General features: G+C 73.8%; 22 protein-coding genes, 2 tRNA genes and 1 pseudogene. 12 read left to right on the plus strand and 13 right to left on the minus strand.

Features of this window, described 5'->3' with window-relative positions:
* Positions 1-29: 29 nt before the first annotated feature.
* The 4 genes from PSED_RS04000 to PSED_RS04015 all read right to left on the minus strand — a co-directional run bounded on the left by PSED_RS04000 (position 30) and on the right by PSED_RS04015 (position 3,867).
* Positions 30-102, minus strand: a tRNA-Arg gene (locus tag PSED_RS04000).
* Positions 103-209: 107 nt separating this feature from the next.
* Positions 210-1,868 carry a glycine-rich domain-containing protein gene (locus PSED_RS04005; RefSeq protein ID WP_013672979.1) on the minus strand — a complete coding sequence of 553 codons (1,659 nt, stop codon included), beginning with the start codon at positions 1,866-1,868 and terminating at the stop codon, positions 210-212.
* 174 nt (positions 1,869-2,042) lie between these two features.
* Positions 2,043-2,699, minus strand: a complete 657-nt coding sequence (locus PSED_RS04010; RefSeq protein WP_013672980.1) for a class I SAM-dependent DNA methyltransferase — start codon at positions 2,697-2,699, stop codon at positions 2,043-2,045.
* 13 nt (positions 2,700-2,712) lie between these two features.
* Positions 2,713-3,867, minus strand: a complete 1,155-nt coding sequence (locus PSED_RS04015; RefSeq protein WP_013672981.1) for a metallophosphoesterase — start codon at positions 3,865-3,867, stop codon at positions 2,713-2,715.
* 66 nt (positions 3,868-3,933) lie between these two features.
* Between PSED_RS04015 and PSED_RS04020 the strand changes: the two genes are divergently transcribed.
* From PSED_RS04020 to PSED_RS04040, 5 genes are all read left to right on the plus strand, one after another.
* The gene (locus PSED_RS04020; protein ID WP_013672982.1) at positions 3,934-4,827 is read left to right on the plus strand and encodes an NAD(P)-dependent oxidoreductase; all 894 of its coding nucleotides are present in this window, start codon (positions 3,934-3,936) and stop codon (positions 4,825-4,827) included.
* Positions 4,828-4,878: 51 nt separating this feature from the next.
* Entirely contained in the window at positions 4,879-5,580 is a 702-nt protein-coding gene (locus tag PSED_RS04025) for a response regulator transcription factor (RefSeq protein ID WP_013672983.1), read from the plus strand.
* A gap of 53 nt (positions 5,581-5,633) precedes the next feature.
* Positions 5,634-7,040, plus strand: a complete 1,407-nt coding sequence (locus PSED_RS04030) for a HAMP domain-containing sensor histidine kinase (protein WP_103384383.1) — start codon at positions 5,634-5,636, stop codon at positions 7,038-7,040.
* Positions 7,041-7,866: 826 nt separating this feature from the next.
* Positions 7,867-9,030, plus strand: coding sequence for a S1C family serine protease (locus tag PSED_RS04035; RefSeq protein WP_158511290.1), 1,164 nt, complete (start codon positions 7,867-7,869; stop codon positions 9,028-9,030).
* A gap of 83 nt (positions 9,031-9,113) precedes the next feature.
* A complete protein-coding gene (locus tag PSED_RS04040) occupies positions 9,114-9,608 on the plus strand; it encodes a MogA/MoaB family molybdenum cofactor biosynthesis protein (protein WP_373866048.1) in 495 nt (164 codons plus the stop codon).
* Positions 9,609-9,780: 172 nt separating this feature from the next.
* Here PSED_RS04040 and PSED_RS04045 read toward each other — a convergent pair whose 3' ends face one another.
* Together PSED_RS04045 and PSED_RS04050 are read right to left on the minus strand one after the other, a co-directional pair.
* On the minus strand, positions 9,781-10,791 hold the full coding sequence (locus PSED_RS04045) for an NADP-dependent oxidoreductase (protein WP_013672987.1): 1,011 nt from the start codon (positions 10,789-10,791) through the stop codon (positions 9,781-9,783).
* Between the two features lie 704 nt (positions 10,792-11,495).
* Positions 11,496-12,131: an Rv0909 family putative TA system antitoxin gene (locus PSED_RS04050; protein ID WP_013672988.1), complete on the minus strand. Its 636-nt coding sequence runs from the start codon at positions 12,129-12,131 to the stop codon at positions 11,496-11,498.
* A gap of 118 nt (positions 12,132-12,249) precedes the next feature.
* On the opposite strand from PSED_RS04050, the gene PSED_RS04055 reads away from it, so the two are divergent.
* Positions 12,250-12,414, plus strand: coding sequence for a hypothetical protein (locus PSED_RS04055; protein WP_013672989.1), 165 nt, complete (start codon positions 12,250-12,252; stop codon positions 12,412-12,414).
* A 501-nt stretch (positions 12,415-12,915) separates the two neighbouring features.
* On the opposite strand, the gene PSED_RS04060 is transcribed toward PSED_RS04055, so the two are convergent.
* Entirely contained in the window at positions 12,916-13,821 is a 906-nt protein-coding gene (locus PSED_RS04060; protein WP_013672990.1) for a LysR family transcriptional regulator, read from the minus strand.
* Between the two features lie 70 nt (positions 13,822-13,891).
* Here PSED_RS04060 and PSED_RS04065 point away from each other — a divergent pair, with 70 nt between their 5' ends.
* The gene (locus PSED_RS04065) at positions 13,892-14,758 is read left to right on the plus strand and encodes an SDR family NAD(P)-dependent oxidoreductase (protein WP_013672991.1); all 867 of its coding nucleotides are present in this window, start codon (positions 13,892-13,894) and stop codon (positions 14,756-14,758) included.
* Between the two features lie 6 nt (positions 14,759-14,764).
* On the opposite strand, the gene mscL is transcribed toward PSED_RS04065, so the two are convergent.
* From mscL to PSED_RS04085, 4 genes are all read right to left on the minus strand, one after another.
* Entirely contained in the window at positions 14,765-15,193 is a 429-nt protein-coding gene (gene mscL, locus PSED_RS04070) for a large-conductance mechanosensitive channel protein MscL (protein WP_013672992.1), read from the minus strand.
* 17 nt (positions 15,194-15,210) lie between these two features.
* Entirely contained in the window at positions 15,211-15,885 is a 675-nt protein-coding gene (gene cpaB, locus PSED_RS04075; protein ID WP_013672993.1) for a Flp pilus assembly protein CpaB, read from the minus strand.
* A 110-nt stretch (positions 15,886-15,995) separates the two neighbouring features.
* Positions 15,996-16,355 carry an FmdB family zinc ribbon protein gene (locus PSED_RS04080; protein ID WP_013672994.1) on the minus strand — a complete coding sequence of 120 codons (360 nt, stop codon included), beginning with the start codon at positions 16,353-16,355 and terminating at the stop codon, positions 15,996-15,998.
* Positions 16,356-16,434: 79 nt separating this feature from the next.
* Complete coding sequence (locus PSED_RS04085; protein WP_013672995.1) at positions 16,435-17,037, minus strand: 5-formyltetrahydrofolate cyclo-ligase; 603 nt, start codon at positions 17,035-17,037, stop codon at positions 16,435-16,437.
* Between the two features lie 36 nt (positions 17,038-17,073).
* Here PSED_RS04085 and PSED_RS04090 point away from each other — a divergent pair, with 36 nt between their 5' ends.
* The 5 genes from PSED_RS04090 to PSED_RS04110 all read left to right on the plus strand — a co-directional run bounded on the left by PSED_RS04090 (position 17,074) and on the right by PSED_RS04110 (position 21,421).
* Entirely contained in the window at positions 17,074-17,970 is an 897-nt protein-coding gene (locus tag PSED_RS04090; protein ID WP_013672996.1) for a UTP--glucose-1-phosphate uridylyltransferase, read from the plus strand.
* A 6-nt stretch (positions 17,971-17,976) separates the two neighbouring features.
* Complete coding sequence (glp, locus tag PSED_RS04095; protein ID WP_013672997.1) at positions 17,977-19,203, plus strand: molybdotransferase-like divisome protein Glp; 1,227 nt, start codon at positions 17,977-17,979, stop codon at positions 19,201-19,203.
* Positions 19,204-19,212: 9 nt separating this feature from the next.
* Positions 19,213-19,881, plus strand: a complete 669-nt coding sequence (locus tag PSED_RS04100) for a GNAT family N-acetyltransferase (RefSeq protein WP_013672998.1) — start codon at positions 19,213-19,215, stop codon at positions 19,879-19,881.
* Positions 19,882-20,097: 216 nt separating this feature from the next.
* On the plus strand, positions 20,098-21,306 hold the full coding sequence (gene sepX / locus PSED_RS04105) for a divisome protein SepX/GlpR (RefSeq protein WP_013672999.1): 1,209 nt from the start codon (positions 20,098-20,100) through the stop codon (positions 21,304-21,306).
* Between the two features lie 42 nt (positions 21,307-21,348).
* Positions 21,349-21,421 (plus strand) — tRNA-Ala (locus PSED_RS04110).
* A 583-nt stretch (positions 21,422-22,004) separates the two neighbouring features.
* On the opposite strand, the pseudogene PSED_RS04115 reads toward PSED_RS04110, so the two are convergent.
* Together PSED_RS04115 and PSED_RS04120 are read right to left on the minus strand one after the other, a co-directional pair.
* Positions 22,005-23,012: pseudogene (locus PSED_RS04115) on the minus strand (recombinase family protein); the annotation flags it as partial.
* 185 nt (positions 23,013-23,197) lie between these two features.
* A complete protein-coding gene (locus PSED_RS04120) occupies positions 23,198-23,431 on the minus strand; it encodes a hypothetical protein (RefSeq protein WP_013673001.1) in 234 nt (77 codons plus the stop codon).
* Positions 23,432-23,944 lie beyond the last annotated feature (513 nt).

A 23,944-nucleotide genomic window follows, 5' to 3' on the forward strand; every position in this document is an offset into this window, starting at 1 on the left:
GCCGCCTCGACGTGCGGTTCGGATCTGGGCGCCCCCGGCAGGATTCGAACCTGCGACACCCGCTTTAGGAGAGCGGTGCTCTATCCCCTGAGCTACGAGGGCCTTGGGGGAGACTACCTGCAGCCCGCACGACGCTCGGCGCCTACTGCGTAGGAGCGGACCCGCGAGGTCACGCCGGCCGGGGGATCACGGCCGAGTCGGATGTTGCGTCACGGCGTGTAGAGCAGGATGACGACGCCGTTGCCGCCGTCGGCGCCCGGCTCGAAGGTGGCGCCGCGGGTACGGGTGGGGTCGGCGTAGGAGTCGCCGGCACCGCCGCCACCCCCAGCGCCGCCGAAGCTGTTGCTCTCGCCGCGGCCGCCGCCGTGCGCGTACCCGCCACCGCCGCCGCCCCCACCCCCGCCGCCGAGCAACGGCGGCTTGGCGCTGTCCTCCCCGTCGGCGCCGCGTGGCTTCGACTCGTGCGCGCCGTCGCCACCGTGGCCGTAGATCCCCTGTCCTCCCGAACCGCCGTGGGCCCCGGCCCGGCCGGGGCCGTAGCCGGCGGAGCCGCCGTTGCCGCCGCGGGCCTGGGGCGCGAAGTAGGTGGAGCCGCCCCCGCCGCCCCCACCACCGGCGACGACCAGCCTGGTGCCCGCCGCGTCGGTGATGGAGCTGGCCCCTCCGCCGCCCCCGCCGTTGAAACCGGTGAAGGTGTGGGCGATGCCGCGGCCACCCCCGTGGGCGTCGCCGTATCCGGCGCCGCTGTTCCCGTCGCAGCCGACGGTCACCGTCAGATCGGAGCCGGCCGGCGCGATCGTCGCCGCGACGCGCGCGCCGTAGCCCGGACGCCCGGACACGCCCGGGTCGGTGGGGATGCCGCCCGCCGCGCCGACCACGATCGCGTCGACCGAGGTCACCGTCGTCGGCACACGCCAAGCCTCCTTGCGGTGCGTGCAGTGGAAGACCGCGGCGGTCAGGTGGGTGCTGAGCACGATGCTCCCGTCGCCGTTGCCGGCGACCCCGTCGAAGGCCAGCAGATGGGCACCTTTGCCGACGAACGACTCGCCACCACCGCCGCCACCGCCCCCGCCGCAGGTCAGCGTGCCGTCACCGGAGTAGCCGGCGGTGCCGCCGTGCGGGTATCCGCCGCCGCCGCCCCCGCCGCCCCCGCCGCCGAGGACGAAGTTCGCGACGGCGCTGTCCCCCTTGCCGGAGTGGGCCTTCTCGCCGGAGCCCCCGTATCCGCCGCTGCACCTGTAAGGGCTCTTGCCGCCCGAGTAGTTGCCGTTGCCCTGCTGGCCGTTCTGCGCCGGCTTCCCACCGGAGCCGCCGTGGCCGCCGCTCCCGGCACGCACGATGGTCGTGGTCGCGCCGCCCCCGCCGCCCCCGCCGCCGCCCCCGGCGACGACCAGCGGCTTGTTGTCGGACACGATGGCGCTCGATCCGCCGCCGGATGCGCCGCCCTGCGACGAGGACGACGTGGCGCCCCCGCCGCCGTGCGTGTAGCCGGCCTGCGGGTCGCGCCGGCCGATCCAGAGCTGCAGCTGCTGTCCGTGGTGGACATCGAGCTGGGCGATGACCTGGCCGGCGCCACCGCCCTCGCCGCCGTCCGGGTCGTGCCCGCGCGGTGTTCCGCCCTGGGACCCGGTGACGATCGCGGTGAGCCGGGAGATGCCCGGCGGGACGGTCACCGTGGGCAGCTCGCCCGATCCGGTGTAGGTGCAGCTCGTGGACGACGCGAGATCGCACGGCGCGGACGTCTGCGCCGCGGACGTCACGTGCAGGGGCACCGGAAGGGTTGCGGCGGACGCGGTGGGCGCCTCCAGCCCGGCCGCGGCCAGGATCACCGACGCGGTCACGACGGCCACTCGAAGCGCTGCGCTCATCGCCCGACTCCGCTCGGCTTGTGAACGCGCCCCCGGCACGCTTGGCGGAACGATAGGGCGTTGCCGCCGGTGGGAGCACTCGCGTTCACACCAACGAGCGGCGGGTCCATGGCTGCCATCCGGGTGCCCGGGCTCGCCGGCTCCACCACCACCGAGGGGACCTTCGGATGCTCGTCAGGCTTCGGCGACCAGGACGACCCCCGGACCGATCTCCCCCTCGGCGGGGAGCCGGAGCTCGGCTTTCGGCGTCAGGCCCGTCTGCTCGATCAGGGCGAGCAGCTGGTCGGGCTGCCAGAGGTGGGTCGTCCAGCGCACCGCGACGCCGCCGTAGGCCTCGGTGCGCTGGACGTCGCCGTCGCCGACGTGCGTCGCGACGATCAGCTGACCGCCGGGCACGAGCGCTCTCGCGAAGGCCGACAGGACCTGGGGGAGGACGTCGCGGGGGAGGTTGAACAGCGACCACCAGCCCAACAGGCCGCCCCACGACGCCTCGGCGAGGTCGAGGTCGGTGGCCGAGCCGACGCCGAACGTGCACTCCGGGTGCAACCGGCGCGCGTGCTCGATCATGCGGGGGGACAGATCGACCCCTGAGACGTCGAGGCCGCGTTCGGCCAGGTAGGCGGTGATCGTGCCCGGTCCGCACCCGACGTCGAGCACCGGACCCAGACCTCGGACCGCGTCGGCGAAGACGTCCATCGCGGCGCGCAGCCACGGCTGGTGGCGGATGTCGCCGAGGCTCGTCGTCGCGATCATGTCCACGTAGTTGTCCGCCACCCGGTCGTAGGAGTCGCGGACGCCGTCGAGATCGGCAGGCTGTGTCAGGGAGGGCACGGGGACAGGGGTATCACCCGGGCCCGACGGTTCCGCCGCCCCGCGCCCGCAGCGTCAGCACGGTGATCTCCGGCGGCGACCCCACGCGCACGGGCGGGCCCCAGAACCCGACGCCGCGCGTCACGTAGAGCCAGGTGCGTCCGACGCGGGTGAGCCCGGCGAGAACGGGCTGGTCGATCAACGCGACGGTCGTCAGCGGCCAGAGCTGGCCGCCGTGGGTGTGCCCGGAGACTTGCAGGTCGACGTCGGCGCGCGCGGCCTGGTCGACCATGACGGGCTGGTGGGTCAGCAGCACGACGGGCTCGTCGGGGCCGCGGCCGGCGAGCGCGGCGTCGAGGTCGAACCCGTGCCCCGGGACGTCGGAGCGGGCGGCCGTGCGGTCGTCGCAGCCCGCGATGTGCAGGACGGCGCCGCCGCGGCGGACGGTGACGCGTTCGTTGCGCAGCACCCGGACGCCGAGCGTCGGCAGGTGCTCCACCCATTGCGCCGCACCGGAGTAGTACTCGTGGTTGCCGGTGACGAAGTAGGCAGGAGCCTGCAGGTCGCGCAACGGCTCGGCGTAGGGGCCGAGCGTCGCGACGTCGCCGTCGACGAGGTCTCCGACGATCGCGACGGCGTCGGGCGCGGCGGCGTTGATCGTCGCGACGAACCCCGCGAGATCGGCGCGGCCGACCAGCGGCCCGAGATGGACGTCGCTGATCGCGGCGATGGTGAACCCGTCGAAGGCGGGGTCGAGGCGGTCGAGCAGCAGTTCACGCCGTTCGGTGCGGACCCGGCGGGCGGCGACGGCCCCGTAGGTCACCGTCCCGAGCGCGACGACGGCCGCCGTCCCCGCGAGCACCCGGGAGAGGAAGCGGCGTCGTTCCGGGTCGGGGGCGCGGCCCGCGGCGCGCAGCCCGAGCCGGACCAGCTCGCCGACGACCAGCACACACGTCGCGTAGAGGACGACGGCGAGCCACAGGTAGCCGGCCGTGTGCAGCGGCCGCGCGGCGCCGGGGTCGAGCGCACGCTGGGTGGTGAACGCGGCCGCGACGGCGAGGCCGAGCAGCACGATCACCGTCGCTCCGATGCGCCGGGCCCGCCTGCCGTCGAACACGTCGTGCACGGCGCGCCGGTACAGGTACACGTGCGTCACGACGACCAGGAGCAACGTGAGCACGGCGAACACCGGATGATCCTCGCGTATCCACCACGTTGCGGCGAGCTCGACGGGTCGGGCCTACGCTCGCCGGACATGACGACCGTCGCGTTGCTCGGCACCGGGATCATGGGCGCGGGCATGGGCCACAACATGCTCGCCGCCGGCCTCGACCTGCGGGTGTGGAACCGCACCGCAGCGAAGACGAAGCGGCTGGAGGACGAGGGCGCGCAGGCCTTTGCCGAACCGGCCGACGCGGTGCGGGGCGCCGACGTCGTCGTCACGATGCTGGGCGACGCCGACGACGTCCGGGCGGTCATGGACCGGGCAGCCCCCGGCCTCGCCGAGGGGCAGGTCTGGGCGCAGATGACGACGGTCGGCGTCGAGCCCGTCGGGACGCTCGCCGAGTTCGCCCGCGAGCACGGCCTGGTGTTCCTCGACGCGCCCGTCCTCGGCACCCGTGCGCCCGCGGAGAGCGGCCAGCTGCAGGTGTTCGCGGCCGGACCGGCGTCGGCCCGCGAGGCGATCACGCCGGTGTTCGACGCCGTCGGCAGGCAGACCGTCTGGCTCGGCGACGACGGGGCGCAGGCGGCGGCCAGCCGGTTCAAGCTCGTCGCCAACAGCTGGGTGCTCGCGATCACGGCCGCCACCGGCGAGACGCTGGGACTGGCGAAAGGGCTGGGTGTCGACCCGCAGACGTTCCTCGACGCCATCGAGGGCGGCCCGCTCGACCTGCCCTACCTGCGGGCCAAGGCCAAGGCGATCCTCGACGACGACTGGACGCCCAGCTTCTCGGCGGCCAACGCGGCCAAGGACGCGGGGCTGATCGTGGACGCCGCGACCGCCGCCGGTATCCGGCTCGACGTCGCCGCCGCCACCCGCGACCGGCTGCTGCGGGCCTGCGACCTCGGGCACGCCGACGACGACATGGCCGTCGCGTACCTGGCCGGGTTCCCGGACGGCCACCCCACCAGCGATTCCGACGAGTAGCGCACAGACGCCTCTCAGGCGCCTCTCAGAAGTCCGGTTCAGACTGGTCTCATGCGAATCCTCGTCGTGGACGACGACCGGGCCGTCCGTGAGTCACTGCGGCGCTCGCTCGCGTTCAACGGCTACACCGTCGAGCTCGCGGGCGACGGCCAGGCCGCCCTCGACGCGCTCCAGGCCTCGCGCCCCGACGCGATGGTCCTCGACGTGATGATGCCGCGGCTCGACGGCCTCGAGGTCTGCCGACGGATGCGTGCCGCGGGCGACGAGCTGCCGATCCTCGTCCTCACCGCCCGCGACGCGGTGTCCGACCGGGTGGCCGGGCTCGACGCCGGCGCCGACGACTACCTGCCGAAGCCGTTCGCGCTGGAGGAGCTGCTGGCGCGGCTGCGGGCGTTGCTGCGCAGGCGCACGCCCGACGAGATCGCGGCGGCCGCCGCGGGTGCGAGCAAACCGCTGGAGTTCGCCGACCTGTCGCTGGACCCCGACACCCGTGACGTCCGCCGCGGCGACCGGCCGATCAGCCTGACCCGCACCGAGTTCTCGCTGCTGGAGCTGCTCCTCGCGCACCCACGCCGGGTGCTGACCCGCGCGCAGATCCTCGAGCAGGTCTGGGGCTACGACTTCCCGACCACCGGCAACGCGCTCGAGGTCTACATCGGCTACCTGCGTCGCAAGACGGAGGCGGGCGGCGAGCCCCGGCTCATCCACACCGTCCGCGGGGTCGGCTACGTGCTGCGCGAGTCGCCGCCGTGAGCCGCGCCGGGGTCGCCGACCGCGTCGCCCCGGCCACCAGGAAAACTGCGTCGGTGCGCACCCGGCTGCCTGCGCTCGAACGCATCTCGCTGCGCGCGCGCATCGGGATCCTCGCGGCGCTCGTCGCCGCGGCGGCGGTCGTCCTGGTGTCGGTCGCGGCGTTCCTCATCGTGCGCGCCAACATCCTCGCGACGCTCGACGACAACCTCCTGCAGCGGGCGTCGGCCGCGGCGCAGAGCGAGCTGGCCGACCCCGCGTCGCTCGCGGGCATCCCGCCCGAGGTGCTCGGCGCCGCCGACATCCGGATCGCGCTCCTGCAGACGGGCGGGGCGGGCATCCCCAAGGCCCTCTCGGCCGAGGGACCCGCGTCGGCGCCGCCGTTGGGGGACGACGAGATCGCCGTCGCGCGCGGCGAGGATCCCTACTCCGTGCGGACCGCCGACTCGCCCGACGGCGCCTACCGCGTCGTCGCCGTGCAGGCCGGGCAGGGTCGCGCGCTGGTCATCGGGCAACGTCTCGCCCCGACCCAGGAGGTCCTCACCAAGCTCGGCATCGCGCTGCCGATCATCGGCGCGCTCGGCGTCGGGGTGGCCGCGGCGGCCGGCGTCGCCGTCGGGCGTGCGGGCATGCGGCCGGTCCAGCGGCTCACGAACGCGACCGAACGCATCGCCGCGACCGGCGAGCTCGACCCCATCCCCGTCAGCGGGTCCGACGAGCTCGCCCGCCTCACCCACAGCTTCAACGAGATGCTCGGCGCGCTGGCGGCGTCGCAGGAGCAACAGCGCCGACTGGTCGCCGACGCCGGGCACGAGCTGCGGACACCCCTGACCTCGTTGCGCACCAACCTCGAGCTGCTTGCGGCGGCCGACCAGCCGGGCGCGCCGCTCCTCCCGGAGTCCGACCGCGTCGAGATACTCGACGACGTGCGCGCCCAGGTCGCCGAGCTGTCCCAGCTGGTCGGCGACCTCGTGGAGCTCGCCCGCGACGACCCTCCGCGCGTGATGGCCGAGCCGGTCGAGCTGACCGACGTCGTCGAACGGGCGCTGGAGCGCGCGCGGCGGCGGGCGGGGGACGTCGAGTTCGACGTCACGCTGGTGCCGTGGACGACGGTCGGCGACGCGACCGCCCTGGAACGCGCCGTGCTCAACCTGCTCGACAACGCCGCGAAGTGGAGCCCGCCCGGCGGCCACGTCCGGGTCGAGATGAAGCCGATCGACGACTGGACGGTCGTGCTGGAGGTCGCCGATCGCGGACCCGGTATCGCCGACGAGGACCTGCCGCACGTGTTCGACCGCTTCTACCGGGCCGACGGTGCCCGCACCATGCCCGGCTCCGGGTTGGGGCTGGCGATCGTCCGGCAGGCGGCCGGACGGCACGGGGGAGCGGTGTGGGCGGGGCGGGCGCCCGAGGGTGGCGCGTTGCTTGCCCTGCGGTTGCCCGGCAGGCGGCCGCCGGACTGAGCCGTGCAGTGCCGGTCTCGCGCTCGGCGGCGGGCGACCCGTCGCGGCGCGCGGGGCGTCGAGGGCTCATAGGCTGTCCCCAGGTTCGCGACACGGGGGCACCAACATGGCGAATGACGGGGCCGGGGCGTCCGGTCCGCACCGGGACGATCCTGCGGCCGGCCCGCAGGTGCCCGGGGACCCGACGCCGCCCGAGGGGACCCCTTCGGCCCCGGCCGGCCCTGCCGACGGCACGCACGCGCCCGCGCACGCCATGGGGGTGCCGCGGCCCGATCCCGATCCCGTGACGCCTCCGTCGGGGGCAGCGGTCGTGGGGCCGCCGGCCGGGGTCGCGGAGTCCGGCGTCCCGGCGGCCGGGGTCCCTGATCGAGGGAGCGCGTCAGGTTCGGCAGGTGCGGGGTCGTCGCCGGATGGTGCGACGACGGTCGAGCCGGACCCGGTCCCCCCGGGCGTGGGTGAGCCCGGTGCCGGGGTCGACCTGTTCGCCGAATCCGATGCCGCGGGAGTCACCGGAGCCGCGGCGGCCGTCGATCCGCACGTGTCCGGGGCGTCGTCGGCGACGGACGCGGGCGTGAGCCGCTCCGAGCGGACCGGCCCGACGTCGCCCGTCGCGGCACCGGCCCAGCCGCCCGACGCCGCCCCCGGCCGTGCCGAGGCGCCGCAGCGACCATGGAACGCGCAGCCACCGGCGTCGCAGCCCGGGCCGTGGCCGACAGGTCCGGCACGGCCCGGGTCGTGGCCGACCGGTACCGCGCAGTCGGGGGCGTGGCCGTCGAGTTCGTCACAACCCGTTGCGGCGCAACAGGGCGGTCGGCCCGGCGACACCGTGCACCTGTCATCCGGACCCCGGCATACCGGGCCGCAGCCGCCGTGGACCGCGGGCGACCAGAGCACGCGCACCGCGCCCGAGCCGGGCCGTCGACGCGGCGGGCTGATCGCGGGGCTCGTCGCGGCGCTCCTGGTCGCCGCCCTGCTGGGCGGGGGGGTCGGCGGCTGGGTCGGCTACCGGTTGGCCGACCGCGGGCAGCCGCCCGCGGCGTCGGGAAGCGTGCTCGACCAGCCACTGCCCGACGTCGACGCGAACCCCGCCGCCGCAGGTCCGGTCGAGGCGGTCGCCGACCGCGTCCTCCCGAGTACCGTCCAGCTGCGGGTCACCGGGGTACGGACGGAGGGCGAGGGCTCCGGCATGATCCTCAGCGTCGACGGGCTCATCCTCACCAACAACCACGTCGTCGCCGACGCGGCCAACGGCGGCACCGTCACCGCCGTCTTCCAGGACGGGCGCAGCGCGCCGGCGACGATCGTCGGCCGTGACCCCAGCTCCGACGTCGCGGTCGTCCGCGCGAGCAACGTCTCCGGACTCACGCCGATCGAGCTCGGCAACTCCGACGGCGTGCGGGTCGGCCAGCCGGTCGTCGCGTTCGGGTCGCCGCTCGGGCTCGGCGGCACCGTCACCACGGGCATCATCAGCGCACTCGACCGGGCCGTCGGCGTCGGCGGCGACGCGCTGTCGGGGTCCGACCCCACCGTCTTCAGCGCCCTGCAGACCGACGCGGCGATCAACCCCGGCAACTCCGGCGGCCCGCTCGTCGACATGCAGGGCCGGGTCATCGGCATCAACTCCGCGATCGCGACGACGGGCTCGCAGGGTGGCTCGATCGGCGTCGGCTTCGCCATCCCGGTCAACTCCGCGAAGCGGATCGCGCAGGAGCTGGAGACGACGGGCCGCGCCACCCGCGCCGTCCTCGGCGTCGGGGTGGCCGACGACCAGACGATCACCGGCGCCCGCATTCAGAGCGTCGTGCCCGGTGGGCCCGCGGACGCGGCGGGGATCAGGCCGGGCGACGTCGTCGTGAAGTTCGGTCAGAAGCAGATCGTGACGGGTCTGGACCTGCAGGCACAGATCCGTTCCGCGGCGCCCGGCGCGGTGCTGCCGGTGCAGCTGAGCGACCGGACGGTGCAGGTCACGCTGGGTTCGGCGACCGGATGACCGACACCCGTACCGGCTCCCGGACCCTGCGCGCCGCCGGATCCGGGGCGCGCGGAGCGTCCCGCTACGGTGACCATATGGAGATGGCGCCACCCCAGATCGGCCGGGCCCTCGTCGTGATCGTCGACGACCGCGCGAGCCACGGCGAGCGGGAGGACGCGACGGGTCCGCTCGTCACCGAGCTGCTCGAGGAAGCGAACTTCGTCGTCGATGCGGTGGTGATCGTTCCCGGCGAGTCCGTCGCCATCCGCAACGCGCTCAACACCGCGGTGATCGGCGGCGTCGACCTCGTCGTGACCGTCGGCGGCACCGGCGTCTCGCCGCGCGACGTCACGGCCGACGCCACCGCCGGTGTGCTCGACCGTCCGATCCCGGGCATCGCCGAGGCCCTGCGTGCCTCCGGGCTCGCCGCCGGCGCCGTCGACGCGGGGTTGTCGCGCGGGCTGGTGGGCGTCTCGGGCAGCACACTCGTCGTGAACCTCGCGTCGTCGCGAGCCGCGGTGCGCGACGGCATGGCCACCCTCACCCCGCTGGTCACCCACGTCATCGCGCAGCTCTCGGACCTGGATCCCGACTAGGGGTCCGACGGATCGCCGTCGATGGGCTCGGTGATCCGGGCGGTTCGTGGCAGGGCGGAGCCGGGTCGGCGTACACGGTCGTGTTCGGGCCCGGCGGGGCCCGCCCAGTGGCTCGGCGACCCGCGTCGACCCGCGCGCCCGCAGCCACCTCGGCGCCCTACACCTCGCCGCCCTACACCTCGCCGCCCTGCGCACCCGGCTTCCATGACCCGGCGGACACGTCCTGGAGGTCGATGACGACCTTCCCGTGCACGTGGCGGCCCGCCTGGAGCTCGACCGCGGCGCGGATCTGCTCGACCGGGAAGCGTGCGGCGATCGGCACCCGCAGGCGGCCCGCCGCAACCAGCCCGGCGATGTCGTCGAGGGCGCTGCGAGGAGCATTGGCGCCGTTCGCCGCCGTGATCCCGTCGATCCGGGTGGCGATGGTGGTGATGCGCTCGTCGGGCACGCCGAGCTCGCGTGCCGCGTGCGCCGTGTCCGTCCCGTGCAGGTCCATGGCCGCGGTGACGCCGGCGGGAGCCAGCGCTCGGACCCGCTCGACCAGGCCGTCGCCGTAGGCGACCGGCTCCGCCCCGAGGGCGCGCAGGGCATCGGCGGAGGTTGCCGACCCCGTCCCGATCACCCGTGCGCCGGCGAGGCGCGCGAGCTGGACGGCGAACACGCCGACCCCGCCTCCCGCGCCGCCGATGAGCACCGTGTCACCCGGACCCGGGTGGACCACGGCGAGAGCCGCGGCCGCCGTGCGGCCCGCGATGGCGAGGGTGGCAGCGGTGTGGTCGTCGACGCCGGCCGGGGTGCGGTGCGCCTCGCCGCCCACCGCGATGGGCCCCGCCTCGTCCACGACGACATAGTCGGCGACCGCGCGGGACAGGACGCCACCGAACACCCGGTCTCCGACCGCGAACTCGCTCACGCCGTCACCGACCTGGTCCACGATCCCGGCGTAGTCGGTGCCGAACCCGCACGGCAGGCTCAGGCCGAATCGCGCGGCGGTCTCCGCGTCGGAGGTCATGAACCAGTCCATCGGGTTCAGGCCGGCCGCGGTGACCCGCACGCGGATCTGTCCCGGACCGGGCTGCGGCACGGGTACCTCGCGGACGCTCAAGGCCTCCGGTCCGCCGAACGACTCGAACCGGACCGCCCGGCCCGTGGTCGTCGATGTGATGACGCTCGGTTCTTCCATGCTCCCTCGTCTCCGTAGCAGCGCGTGAAACGTCGACGGATCACGCTCGTCCCCGTGATCTCAACGTAGCGGAAGCGGATAGTCATCCGCTTTTGCTGCTGCAAGGACCCGGAGACCGTGCCCGGCAAACTGGCTGGCTCTCGAAACCGTGAGTGGCGATGGTCGCTCTAGCGACCATCGCCACTCACGAGGGTTTCGGCGCGGGTGGCGACCCCGGAGGTCACCGGGTGCGACCAGGGCAGCGGCTGTCGGGGTCGGCCGTCGGCCTCAGGGCCGATCGGCTCCGGGGCTCCCGCTGTCCTCGATCCCCGCGGTCGGGAGGCCGGCCGCTCGCCTGCACGGGACGGCCGGGCTCGACGAGGCCGGCCGCATGCGGCGTAGCGTCGTCGAACGCGGCTTCTGCCCATTCGACACCAGCGGCGCCCGGCATCCAGGCCTGCACGTCGGCTCGCCGCCCTGCTCACCCGGCTTTGATGATCCGTCCGACACTCCCCGTGGCGGCTGGTGGACCACCGTCGTGATCCGGGCGATTCCTTGCGAGGCGGAAGCGGGCTCGCACAAGGAACCGGGCGTCTCCGGGCTCGGTGACGCCGTGCCGAGCGGCGCCCGAGCGCCGAGCCCCGCGGCGAGTGATCGGACGCCCCGGGCGACGATGTCGCGGCGACCCGAGCGCCGCCGCTCATCCCCGCCGTGCGAGCCCCCGATCAGGTCGTGGGGTCCGAGCCGGCGGGACCGTCGTCCGCCGACGACTTCGTCGCCGACGACGGGTCCGCGCCCGTGTCCGTCTGCGTGCTCCCGGCGGTGCCCGGCGTCGACACCGGACCCGTCGGCGCGGCAGGCTCGCTCGCCGCGGTTCCGGGCGTCGTTGTCGAGCCGGGCGTCGTCGAGCCGGGCGTCGTCGAGCCGGGCGTCGCCGCGGTTCCGGGCGTCGCCGCGGGGCCGGGCGTCGTTGCAGAGCCCTGGGTCGGCGCGGCTCCGGGCGGCGCGGTGTCCGCGTCCGCTGCGTCGGCAGCCCCCGCCGGGCCGCGCCGCGCCGCTGCGGCGGTGCGGTCGATGACGTCCCCGACGACGCTGCTCACCGAGTCGAGCTGGTCGTGGAAACGGCCGCCGGTGGCCTTGTCGACCTTCTGCTTGGCCTGGTCCAGGTACGGGCCGGCCTTCCTGCTCGCCTGGTCGAGATAGGGCGACGCCTTCTCCCGTGCCTGGTCGATGTAGGGCCCGGCCTTCCGCTTCGCGCTCTCGACGTGCGGCGCCGCCTTGCCCGCGGCTTCCTTCGCATACGGCGTGGCGCGCTCGATGACTTCCTCGACGATCTCGACAGCCTTGTCCAACAGTCCCATGTGGTCCCCCGATCCCTGGCCGGGCGCGACCGAGGCCCGGTCCGTCCATGGTGGCATCAGGAAGGCCGTTCCCGCAGGGCAGCGGCGTCGCGGGGCGTCGCGGTGGCACGATGGAGGCATGGCCGAGCTCTCCGAGCAGATGCGCCGCCGGATCGAGGAGATCTTCGGCGACGTCCTGCCCGCGACGACCCGTGACGAACGCGGGGAGGACGAGCCGCGTCGCGACGACGAGGGCGACGAGTGGCTGCGCGCGAACCGGCCGCCCCACCACGACCGCGACTGACCCGGATCCGGGTCGCGACTCGCGCGGACCCCGCTTGACGTCACGAGCGCGCCTGCCGGGGAGTCCCATCCGGGATCGGGCGGGTTGACCGGCACGAACGCCGTGGACGCGGCCGCGGGAATGCGAGGGGAGCCGGTCCATCGCAGCGGTATGCGCACACCCTGCTCACATGTCTGCTCGCCCGCTGACTCCGCGTGAACGCTGACGGCCGAGGAGAGCGCGACGCGCCCTGCTCGACGGTCGGGCGGCTGCTGGGTCGAGTCCACCGCGCGGGAGGCCCGAGCCGGCGCAACCTCACCGTCGTCGAGCGCGCCGAGGGGAGCAGTCAGGTTGCGGCCGTCTGACGGGGCGCAACCTCAGGGTCGTCGAGCGCGGCGAGGCGAGCACCCAGGTTGCGCTCGTTCGACGGGGCGCAACCTCACTGTCGTCGGGAGCGCCGAGGAGAGCAACCTGATTGCGGCCGTCCGACCGGGCGCAACCGCTGCCAGGTCCGGTCGCGGACTACGGCGGGTCGGCGTGTGCCGCGTGGAGCAGCGCGTCCGTGACGGCCGTGATGCCGGGGTGGAGGGGCCCCGGACGGCGGGCGAGGATCATCCGTCGGGACTCCTGCGGCTCGCCCCGCACCGCGACGACCCGCACGTCCGGTGGCAGCGCGGACAGCGCCACCGGGGCGAGGGTGGTGATCGCAAGGTTCGCCGCCACCAGCCGGAGCTTGGCGTGCCAGTCCCGTACGACGTAGCGGACGTCCGGCCGCTCGGCCAGGCCGGGCCAGGCTCCGAGCATCGGCTCGGCGGCGTCCGACCGCGACGCCACCCAGACCTGACCCACCAGCTCCCCGACCTCGACCGCGCGCCGTCCTGCGAACGGGTGTCGTGGGCCGACACCGAGGACCAGCTCCTCCTCGCCGAGCAATGTCACCTCCAGGCCCGGCGACTCGGCGTCCGGCGGCCGGAACGGCGGGACCTGGGCGAGCACGGCGAGATCGAGCGTGCCGGCGCGCAGCGCACGCGTCAGCGACGGCGTGCTCCCCTCCCGCACCGTGACCAGGAGCGCGCGGGGCAATGCGGCCAACGCCCGGGGCAGCAGGCCGGCGACGGCGCTGCTGAAGGCCCCCAGCCGCACCGGCTCGGGCGTGGCCGGCGATCCCGTGAGCTCGCGCGCGGCCGCGTCGAGCTCGTCGAGGATCCGGACGGCACGGACGAGCAGGCGGTTGCCCTGCGGCGTCAGCGCGACCCCGTCGCTGCGGCGCTCGAACAATGCGCTGCCCGCGACGGACTCCAGGGCCGCGACCTGCCGGGACACGGCCGACTGGGAGTAGCCCAGCGTCCGCGCCGCCGCGCTGAACGACCCCGACTGCGCCACCTCCACGAGGACCCGCAGCCCGGTCGGGGAGAAGTCCGTGGGCATGCGTGAATGGTATGGCAGGTGTGCATCATTCTCGCTTCCCGCATCACTGGTGCGGATCTAGCGTCGAGGTATGACGACAGGACGCATCGCGCTCGTGACGGGCGCCAACCAGGGCCTCGGCCGCGCACTCGTCGAGGGGCTGGCCGCCCGGATGGGGCCGCGGGACCGCATCCTGCTCACTGGGCGGGACCCCGAACGCGTCCGCGCCGCGGCTGCCTCCGTCGCCCGGGGTGACGCCGCGGTCGAGGGCAGGGTGCTCGACGTGCGGGACGTCTCGGCGGTCGCCGGCCTGGCTGCCGAGCTCGGCGGGATCGACATCGTCGTGTCCAACGCCACGGCGCGGATGCGCCCCGAGGACGATCCGGCCGACGTGGTCGACGACGTCGTGAACACCAACGACGTCGCGACGGCCACGGTCCTGCGCGAGTTCGGTCCGCGCCTGCGGCCCGGTGGGCGGCTGATCGTCGTGGCGAGCGCGCTGGGCACCCTGGACAAGCTCGACGAGCGGGTCCGGCCCCGGTTCGCGGCCGCCGCCGACGCCGGGCTCGACGCGGTCGAGGAGCTCGTCGAGCAATGGCGGCTGGCCGTGCACGCCGGCCGGGCCGAGACCGAGGGCTTCGGGCGCTGGCTCAACATCCCGTCGAAGGTCGCCCAGGTTGCCGCGGTGCGTGCGGTCGCACGAGGGCGCCGGACGGCTGATCTCGCCTCGAACCGGCTGGTCGCCGCGCTCTGCCCGGGGCTGATCGACACCGCGGCGTCCCGACCGTGGTTCGCCGACATGAGCCAGGCCCAGACCCCCGCCGAGGCGGCGAGGTGGCCGGTCGAGCTGGTGCTCGGTGACACCGCCGATCCCGCCTTCCACGGCGAGCTCGTGCAGTTCGGACGGGTGGTTCCGTGGACGACCGGAATCCCGGTGCCCCATCGCGCCGTCGCGTAGGCCCGCTCAGCTCCGGTCGGTGGGGGCGTGCTTGCCCGTCGGCGTGCCGTTCTGGGCGGCGAGCAGGTCGCGGATCTCGGCGAGCAGCTGGACGTCGGTCGGCTCGGCCGGGCCCGCCTCCTCGCCACGCTTGCGGCGCTCCTTGAGGCTCTTGAGCGGCAGCACGATGGCGAAGTAGACGACGGCGGCGACGATCAGGAAGTTGATCGCCGCGGTGATCACGGCTGCGAAGTCGATGTAGGTGCTCGGCTTGCCGGCGATCACCGTGATACCGAGGCCCGTCGCCGTCGGCGGCGTGATGGCGTTGAGCAGGGGTTGAATGATCTTGTCGGTGAACGACGAGACGATGACACCGAACGCGGCGCCGATGACGACTGCGACGGCCAGGTCGACCACGTTGCCGCGCAGGATGAAGTCCTTGAAACCTTTCAGCACGAGCTGCCCCCTTCAGATCATCCGGTTGACGGACGGAGGGTAATGGCGACCTGCTGGGTCAGCGACGCGGCGGCGAGCCGCGTCGCCTGGGCCGGGGGCAGCGCCACCAGGACGAGTCGCCCTTTGGCGGCGCCCGCCACCGGTCCGTTCTCGGCGGGCAGCACGGCCGTGACGGCCGCCGCGGAGGCGAGGACGACGGCCTCGTCGGCGGTGGCACCGGGCGTCACGACATCGACCAGGCTCCCGGGCGTCAGCAGCCCGGCGACCCCCGGATCGGCGAGCCGGACCGGGACGGAGACGGCGTCCGCCCGGCCGGTGGCCACCACGGCCAGCGCGGGACCGACGAGCCGCAGGTCGGTCAACGGCTCACCGGCCCGTGCGGGCCCCGCGAGGACGCGGCCCGTGACATCGGACGGCGCGGCCGCCACGCCGCCCGGGACGAGCCCTTGCGGCCAGGACCGGACGGCGACGTCGGCCGCGGCGAGCGTCGTTCCGGCCGGGAGATCGTGCACCGCGACGACCACGGGAACGCCGGGATCGGCCGCAGGCCGCAGCGCCAGCACCACGGCCGTGACCACGAGCGCACCCGCGATCACCCTGCGGGCCAGCACGGCTCGACGCCACCGGGTGGCGGGCAGCCGTGCGACGAGCGCCCGCCACGGCCGAGGCGGCGAGGCGGAGGGGGCGGGCATGGCGACCTCCCGTCGGGAACCAGAACGGTCCCGACGTTAGGTCGCGAGCACGTGCCGTCGAGCCGGGCGCGGCCGGCCTGTGGACAACTACGCCGCTTGTGGACAGCTCGTCAGGCTGCGGGGCTCGAGCCCGACGACGAGGCACTGTTGGACCCGGACGTCTTGACCAGCTCCCCGTGCTTCGGCGGCTTGCCGGACACGGTCTGCGGGGTCGAGCCCGAGTCGGAGGAGGACGTGGAGGACGACGAGTCGGACTTGGACTCCGACGACGACGCTGCAACGCCGTTGCTGCTGCCGCGGCTGTCCGTGCGGTAGAAGCCGCTGCCCTTGAACACGATCCCGACCGAGGAGAAGACCTTGCGCAGCGGGCCACCGCACTCGGGGCAGACCGTCAACGAGTCGTCGGAGAAGGACTGCACGGCCTCGAACCGGTGGTCACAGGCGGTGCAGGCGTACTGGTAGGTCGGCAAGGGATCCTCCGGAGCTGGCACTCCCACACAGGGACTGCCAATTCTAACCCGGCGACGCGCCCCGCGGCTCGCAGCGTGGTCACGCCGGGAGCAGGGTCACGCCGGTCGCCGGGCGCAGCACGGCGCCGACGCGGACGTCGTGCGGTTCGGCGGGCACCACGTCGAGCAGCTCGTGGTCGTCGACGACGGCCGTGACCAGCGCGTCCGGAGCGGCCAGCGGCAGCGTCCGGTCGTAGTAGCCGCCACCCCGGCCGAGCCGGTGACCGCGACGGTCGACGGCGAGCGCCGGGACGAAGATCACCGCCGCCCTTGTGATACCTGACACACCGAGCCGGGGTCCGGTGGGTTCCTGCAGGCCGAGGGGCCCGTCGGTCACCGAGCACCGGCCCTCGTAACGCGCCCAGTCCAGGCTCCCGGGTTCCGGCGGGACGACAGGAAGGAGGACCACGTGCCCCGCGTCGCGCAACGCGTCGAGCATCGACGCCGAACCCGGCTCGCTGCCCACCGGGAGGTACGCGCACACCACGGCACGGCCTGCGGCCGCCGCCACGGCGCCTGCCGCCAGCCTCCGGTCGCGTTCGGCCCGCCGCTGCGGGGACACGGCGCGGCGCGCGGTCACGAGGGAGCGGCGCAGCTCGGCCTTCGCCGCATCCTGCGCCCGGGACTCGCCGCAGGCCGTCACGCGGCCAACCTACCGGCGCCGATAGGCTCGCCGACCATGAGCGAGTCCAGCGCGCGCCGGTCCTTCCGCTCCGCCGTGGTGCCCGCCGCCGGTCTGGGGACCCGGTTCCTGCCGACGACGAAGACCGTGCCCAAGGAGCTGCTGCCGGTCGTCGACACGCCGGGGATCGAGCTGGTCGCGGAGGAGGCCGCCCAGGCCGGGGCCGAGCGCCTGCTCATCGTCACCTCGCCGGGCAAGGACGCCGTCGCCGCGCACTTCGCGCCGCAACCCGCGCTGGAGGAGATGCTCAAGGAACGCGGCAAGGACGCGCTGCTGGCCAAGGTCCGGCGGGCGCCCGACCTGCTCGAGGTCGCCACCGTCACCCAGCACGAGCCCAAGGGCCTCGGGCACGCCGTCGGCTGCGTGGCCGACGTGCTGGACGACGACGAGGAGGCCGTCGCGGTCCTGCTCCCCGACGACCTCGTGCTCCCCACCGGCGTGCTCACCCGGATGGCGCAGGTCCGGGACCAGCACGGCGGGACCGTGCTGTGCGCCTTCGACATCCCCGGGCCCGAGATCTCGGCCTACGGCGTCTTCGACGTCGCCGACACCGCCGACGCCGACGTCAAGCGCGTGCACGGGATGGTCGAGAAGCCCCCCGCCGACGAGGCGCCCTCGACCTACGCAGCGGCCGGCCGGTACCTGCTCGACCGGGCGATCTTCGACGCGCTCGGTCGGATCACGCCGGGCGCGGGCGGCGAGCTGCAGCTCACCGACGCCGTCGCCCTGCTGATCGAGGAGGGGCACCCGGTGCACGTCGTCGTCCACCGCGGTGGCCGTCACGACCTCGGCAACCCGGGCGGCTACGTCAGGGCGTTCGTGGACTTCGCGCTGCAGCATCCCGACTACGGCGACGACCTGCGCAGCTGGCTCGCTGCGCGGCTGGAGGGTTAGGCGACGGTGCGGCCGGTCGACGAGCAGCTCGAGCGGGTACTCGCCGCGGCGGTCCGCCCCGCACCGGTGCGCGTTGCGATCAGTGACGCGCACGGGTTGCGATCGGCCGAGGCCGTCGTCGCGTCGCGCCCGCTGCCGGGTTTCGACCAGGCGGCCATCGACGGCTACGCGGTCCGCAGCGTGGACCTGTCCGGTGCGTCGGAGGCCGAACCGGTGTCGCTGCCGGTCGTGGGGGAGATCCCGGCGGGCTCGCGACAGCCGCTGCGGCTGCAGCCGGGCCAAGCGGTGCGCGTCGTGTCCGGCGCGCCGTTGCCGACGCTCGCCGACGCCGTGCTGCCCGCCGATCACACCGATGCCGGCACCGCGCGCATCTCGGTGCACCGGGGCGTCCCGTCGGCGGTGTTCGTGCGGCGCATCGGCGAGGACGTCCAGCCGGGCGACGTGGCCGTGGGGCGCGACCAGGTGATCGGGACCGCCCAGGTGGCGATGCTGGCCGCGGCCGGCCGCGACAAGGTGCTCGTCCACCCCCGGCCGCGGGTCTCGGTGCTGGCGGTCGGCGACGAGCTCGTCGACGTCTCGCGCGGCGCCGGGCCGGGGCAGGTGCCCGACGTCTGCACGCACGCGATCGCCGCCGCCGCTCGCGAGGCCGGCGCCGCCGTGTCCCGGCTGCGGCTGGTCAGGGCCGATGTCCGCGAGGTCCGCTCGGCGCTCGAGGACATGCTGCCGTTCAGCGAGGTACTGGTCGTCTGCGGTGCGGTTGCGGGCAGGCCGGGTGCGGAGCTGAAGTCGGCGTTCGACGGCATCGGCGAGATCGACGCCACCCGCGTCGCGATGCATCCGGGCTCGTCGCAGGGGTTCGGCATGGTCGGCCGCGACGCGGTGCCGACGTTCCTGTTCCCGGCGCACCCGTCGACGGCGCTGCTGCTGTTCGAGGTGTTCGTGCGCCCGCTGATCCGGGTCGGGCTGGGTCTGCAGGACCCGCACAGGCGGGTGCTGTCGGCCCGGCTGACCTCACCGATCAGCTCCCGCAAGGGCCGCCGTGGCTACGTGCGCGGGCGGCTCCTGCGTGAGCAGGACACCGGCGACTATCTCGTCCAGCCCCTGGCGACGTCGGGCACCCACCTGCTGTCGTCGCTCGCCGACGCGAACGGCCTCGTCGTCGTCCCCGAGGACGTGTCCGACCTGACGGTCGACGAGCGGGTCTCGGTCGCGTTCCTCTCGGCGCGGCGCTGACGGGCGACGATGGCGCATGCAGGACCCGAGCGCCACGGCCGGCACCCGGGTTGGCCGGCGCGGCTCGGCGGCCTCCGGGTGGCGGCGGGTGCCGTCGAGCTGAGGCCGGTACGGCTGCGCGACGCCGGCACGTGGTCGGCCATCCGGCTGCGTGACGAGGAGCATCTCGCCCCGTGGGAGCCGACCGCGCCCGGGACGTGGGCGCAGCGGCACTCGGCCGCGGAATGGCCCGCGCGCTGGATGCTGCTGCGCTCGGCGGCCCGCCGGGGTGCGGCCCTACCGTTCGTGATCACCGTCGACGGGCGGCTGGTCGGGCAGGTCATGCTCGGCAACGTCGTGCGGGAGCCGTTGCTGTCGGCATACGTCGGCTACTGGTGCGACTCGACGGTCGGGAGCAAGGGCGTCACGACCGCCGCGGTCGCGCTCGCACTCGACCACTGCTTCGGTTCCGTGGGGCTGCACCGCGTCGAGGCGACGGTACGGCCGGAGAACGCGGCGAGCCTGCGGGTGCTGGCCAAGCTCGGGTTCCGGCACGAGGGGCTGTTCCGCCGCTACCTCGACGTCGACGGGGCGTGGCGCGACCATCTGTGCTTCGCGCTCACCGTCGAGGACGTCCCGGCCGCGGGGATGGCGGCGATGCTCGTCGAGCGTGGGCTGGCCACGCCCGCGCAGGACTGAGCCGCTCACGGGCCGTCGTCGGGCCGGGCGCCGTGCCCGACCCTCTGAAACCACACGAGTCACTGCCGTCCCGGCCGAATCATGCGTAGATCTGGGTGGCCACGGCGCGTCGCTTCCGGGTTCCCACGATCGCGCTCGTTACCGTGACGCTCGGGCGCGATCTTGCTCGGGGAGCGGGGCGTGTCCCACTGCGCCGATCGGGGGAGAGGAGCGGCCGTGCCGAGCTCGATGATCTTCGTGAGCCTGGTGGCGATATGGCTGCTGATCCTCGTCCCCGCCGTCGCGCGACGCAGGCAGGAGGTGGCGCGGCCGTCGGCTGCGGCCCTGTCGGGGCGGGTCATCGCGCGACCGGGTCACGAGCGTCGTAGCCAGGAGGTGGCACTGATGGACCGGACCGACGAGAGGACCGTCGCGACCGGGGTCGACGAGCCCCGGGACGCCGACGACGTGCGGACCGCGACCGCCGAGGCCGAGGTGCCGCAGGCGCGGGCGTCGGAGGACGCCCCGCGTGCCCACGAGGACGACGTCGACGACGAGTCCGACACGTACGACGCCGGCGCACGCGAGGAGGCGGACTCCTACGACCAGGCGGACTCCTACGGCGAGGCCGACTCCTACGGCGAGACCGTCGAGGACGGCTGGGAGCGCCCCCCGGCCCGGTACCGCCCCGGCCGAGGCGGGTTCGATCCCGAGGCGGCCGCACTCGTCGCCCGGGCCAAGTACGCGGCCCGGCAGCGCATCGTCCTCGGCCTGCTGGGCGGCCTGCTGATCTCGGTGCTGCTGGCGCTGTTCGTCGCCTCGGGGCTGTGGTGGCTCACCGCGCTCATCGGGGCGAGCCTCGTCGGATACCTGATCTACCTGCGTCGTCAGGTCCGCCTCGAGGAGGCGATCCGCGCGCGTCGCGCAGCCCGCGCCGCCGGCACCCGCCGTCCGGCCGCGGCCGACGACCCCGCCCTCGACGAGTGGGCCGCCCGCGGCCGTGCCGTCGGGCGCCGGAACGAGGACGAGGACGCCGACGACCTCGACGGCGCCGGGACCGACCTCGACGCCGACGGCGGATGGGTCGACGCCGACCACGGCGCTCCCACCGGACCGGACGCCGACCGGGGGAACGCCGACCCCGACGACCGCCTCGACGACGAGGGGGGCGACGACCGGATCGAGGGACTGGACGACGACGGCGACCCGAGCCGGGTGAAGGGCGTCGGGGAGCCCGTCGGCGTGCTCCCGGCCAAGCGGCGCACCGTCGCGCCGGACGCCGACGACGAAGCCGAGCCCGAGACCGCCCTGCCGCGGCTCAAGCCGACCCCGCCACCGCCGCTGCCTGCGGGAACGAGCGTCGTCGAGCTCGACGAGGAGGAGCTCGAGCTGGGCGAGCTCGACCGCCGCGCCGGACCGGGATACCGGCGTGCGGTGGGCCAGTGAGGCCCTGCTAGGGTTTGTCACGTCCGCCGGAGACGGCGGTTCGGGGCTGTAGCGCAGTTGGTAGCGCGTCTCGTTCGCATCGAGAAGGTCAGGGGTTCGATTCCCCTCAGCTCCACCGATTTAGTCATTGTGCGAACCACTCCGTTCGGGGCCGTTTCCGCTGGTAGGGCGGGTGCGGCCCCGTCGTTGTTGCGGGGTTGGGGGATGCGGAAGACCGGGATGAGCCGGTCGGGGCCGGTGATGGTGACTTTGGCGACCAGGGCTTCCACGAGTGCCTTGATCTGGTTGTGGGTGCCGTCGGTGATGATCTCGGCGATCTGATCGGCCACCGCTGCCAGGGTAGCGGGCTCGGGCATGGCGGGCTCGTCGTCCAGCGCGAGGGTCAGTTCGTCGCGGCGAACGCGGAGTTGCTTGCTCTTGGCGCGCAACTCGGTGAGCCGGTCGGCGACCAGCTCTTCGTCCATCGTGCCGCGCTCGAATGCGGTCAGGTACCGGTCGATAGCCACTCCGGTCTTGGTCATCTCGTTCTCGACCGTGGCGAGTTCGGCGTGCCGGTCAGCGTGCGCCGCCCGGTGTTGCTTCTGCTCGTGGGCGATGGCGTCGGCGATGAGGTCGTGCCGGGTGCGGTAGAAGCCGGTCAGCGCGTCCAGGACCGCTGCGTCGACAGCGTCGGCGTTCAAGCGCTTGAAGTCGCACTTGCTGGCGTCGTAGCGGGCGAGGTTCCAGCAGGTGTAGTAGCGGTAGGTGCGGTTCCGGCCGGTGGCTCGGGTGCCGATCATGGCCTTGCCGCACTTGGGGCAGCGCAGGCGGCCGGTGAGCACGTAGTCGGAGCCGGATGCGGCGCGGTGGGCGTGGGATTCGCCGCGGGCGTCGAGGATGGCTTGGGCCTGTTCCCAGGCGGTGAGGTCGATGATGGGTGCGTGGGTGTTGGTCACGGTGGTCTCCCGGAACGTGAGTTCGCCGAGGTAGACGCGGTTGTTCAACGCTCGGATGACTTGGTAGCCGGACCACTTGCCGCCGCTGCTGGTGCGGTGGCCTCGGTCGTTGAGGACTTTGGCGATGGCGCGGGAGCCGAGCCGGTCCTTGGTGTACAGGTCGAAGATCAGCCGCACGATCACCGCCTCGTGCTCGTCGATGACGAGGGTGTGGGTGGTCTTGTCGACCTGGTAGCCGAAGGGGCGTTTGCCGCCCTTCCACTTTCCCTTGGCGTGCTTGCGTTCCATCCCGGCGATCACGCGGTCGATGATGGTGTCGCGCTCGAACTGGGCGAACATTCCCAGCATCTGCACCAGCATCCGGCCCATCGGGGTCGAGGTGTCGAACGGCTCGGTCGCCGACCGGAACACGACCCCGGCGGAGTCGAGTTCGTCGAGCAGCATGACCATGTCCCGCAGGTTGCGGGAGAACCGGTCGACCCGGTAGACGAGCAGCACGTCGATCAGCCCGGCGCGGGCGGCGGCGAGCGCGCGGTGCAGGCCGGGACGTTCGGTGGTGGCGCCGGAGGCGTCGTCGGGAAACCGCGCCACGAGCCGCCAGCCGGGCTGGGAGCCGATGTAGGACTCCAGGCGGGTGTCCTGGGCTTCGATGGAGTAGGGCTGGTGCTCGTCGTCGGTGGAGCGCCGCACGTAGATCCCCACCCGGACGTCGTCGCCGAGTGTGGTCATCGCGGCTTTCTTGGTGCGTTGCGCGGTCGTGGATCGCGCCATTATTCCGACCCCCTTGTTCGGTATTTCCGTGTGCCCTGTAGTAGCCGTTTCTCCGGCTACTACAGGGCGACTACGCGGCTACTAGATCACTACTAACGTCGACTTAAAACCGCAGCTCACGGGCGGTGTGTCGTGCTTCCATTATCGCTCATCAAGCGCGGCAAGGGAAGCGGAACAGTGTCGTTCTACGCGGCTTTTTCGTTGCCCTCCTTGGGGTTCTCCTGATTGTTTCGCCACTGGCCGATGAGCGTGGCCAGGGTGGTGACGGCGAGGTCGTATTGCTGGGCGGTCATCGGTTCGGTGTCGATCCGCTCCACGCGCCAGGTGTCCTGTGTGGCTGATCGTGTGGGGCGGAACGGGAGCACGCTGGCGTCATCGCCACCGTGCTCCTGCTCGTGGTCGGGTGTGTGCTGGGGCATGGTGCACCTCGGGTGCCTGCGAGCCCGCACAGAAGCGGGAGGTCGCGGGCGGCTGTCGGGCGGTCACTGGGCAACCGTCGATCAGCAGGACCCGCCGGCCCTCTGGTCACCAGCACCCCGGAAGCCTCCACACAGGAGCGGAGGGTTCGTGGTGGGGTGATGGCCGCGCCGCTACGCGCGATTCAAGAACCGGCTGGGGTCTGAACTGCTCCAACCATTGTGCCGCTTCGACTCCCCGGCTGCCGTAGCACCCGCCGGGGCCAGCGATCACCGGTCGACTGAACCCTCCCACTGTCCACCCGAGACATCCGGCGAGACCGCCGCCGAGACCGCGAGACTCGTTGCGAGACTGGGTGTCTCGCTGGTCTCGCCGTGGTCTCGATGTCTCGTCTCGGCTCGTCTCCGTGTCTCGGTGCGGTCTCGCAAGGTGCGGGGCCACGAGTGGACAGCTCGACGTATAACGGGTTCAGATTTCCCTGCTGTGCAAGAGAACGGCGGGCCGGGACCGGCGCG

The sequence above is a fragment of the Pseudonocardia benzenivorans CB1190 genome (assembly GCF_000196675.2).
GTDB classification, from domain to species: Bacteria; Actinomycetota; Actinomycetes; order Mycobacteriales; family Pseudonocardiaceae; genus Pseudonocardia; species Pseudonocardia benzenivorans.

Bases quoted from the DNA above. Each gene is read 5' to 3' on its own strand.
- PSED_RS04005 (WP_013672979.1), bottom strand. From the start codon at position 1,868: ATGAGCGCAGCGCTTCGAGTGGCCGTCGTGACCGCGTCGGTGATCCTG.
- PSED_RS04020 (WP_013672982.1), top strand. From the start codon at position 3,934: ATGACGACCGTCGCGTTGCTCGGCACCGGGATCATGGGCGCGGGCATG.
- PSED_RS04025 (WP_013672983.1), top strand. From the start codon at position 4,879: ATGCGAATCCTCGTCGTGGACGACGACCGGGCCGTCCGTGAGTCACTG.
- PSED_RS04040 (WP_373866048.1), top strand. From the start codon at position 9,114: ATGGCGCCACCCCAGATCGGCCGGGCCCTCGTCGTGATCGTCGACGAC.
- PSED_RS04045 (WP_013672987.1), bottom strand. From the start codon at position 10,791: ATGGAAGAACCGAGCGTCATCACATCGACGACCACGGGCCGGGCGGTC.
- PSED_RS04050 (WP_013672988.1), bottom strand. From the start codon at position 12,131: ATGGGACTGTTGGACAAGGCTGTCGAGATCGTCGAGGAAGTCATCGAG.
- PSED_RS04055 (WP_013672989.1), top strand. From the start codon at position 12,250: ATGGCCGAGCTCTCCGAGCAGATGCGCCGCCGGATCGAGGAGATCTTC.
- PSED_RS04060 (WP_013672990.1), bottom strand. From the start codon at position 13,821: ATGCCCACGGACTTCTCCCCGACCGGGCTGCGGGTCCTCGTGGAGGTG.
- PSED_RS04065 (WP_013672991.1), top strand. From the start codon at position 13,892: ATGACGACAGGACGCATCGCGCTCGTGACGGGCGCCAACCAGGGCCTC.
- cpaB (WP_013672993.1), bottom strand. From the start codon at position 15,885: ATGCCCGCCCCCTCCGCCTCGCCGCCTCGGCCGTGGCGGGCGCTCGTC.
- PSED_RS04090 (WP_013672996.1), top strand. From the start codon at position 17,074: ATGAGCGAGTCCAGCGCGCGCCGGTCCTTCCGCTCCGCCGTGGTGCCC.
- PSED_RS04100 (WP_013672998.1), top strand. From the start codon at position 19,213: ATGGCGCATGCAGGACCCGAGCGCCACGGCCGGCACCCGGGTTGGCCG.
- PSED_RS04120 (WP_013673001.1), bottom strand. From the start codon at position 23,431: ATGCCCCAGCACACACCCGACCACGAGCAGGAGCACGGTGGCGATGAC.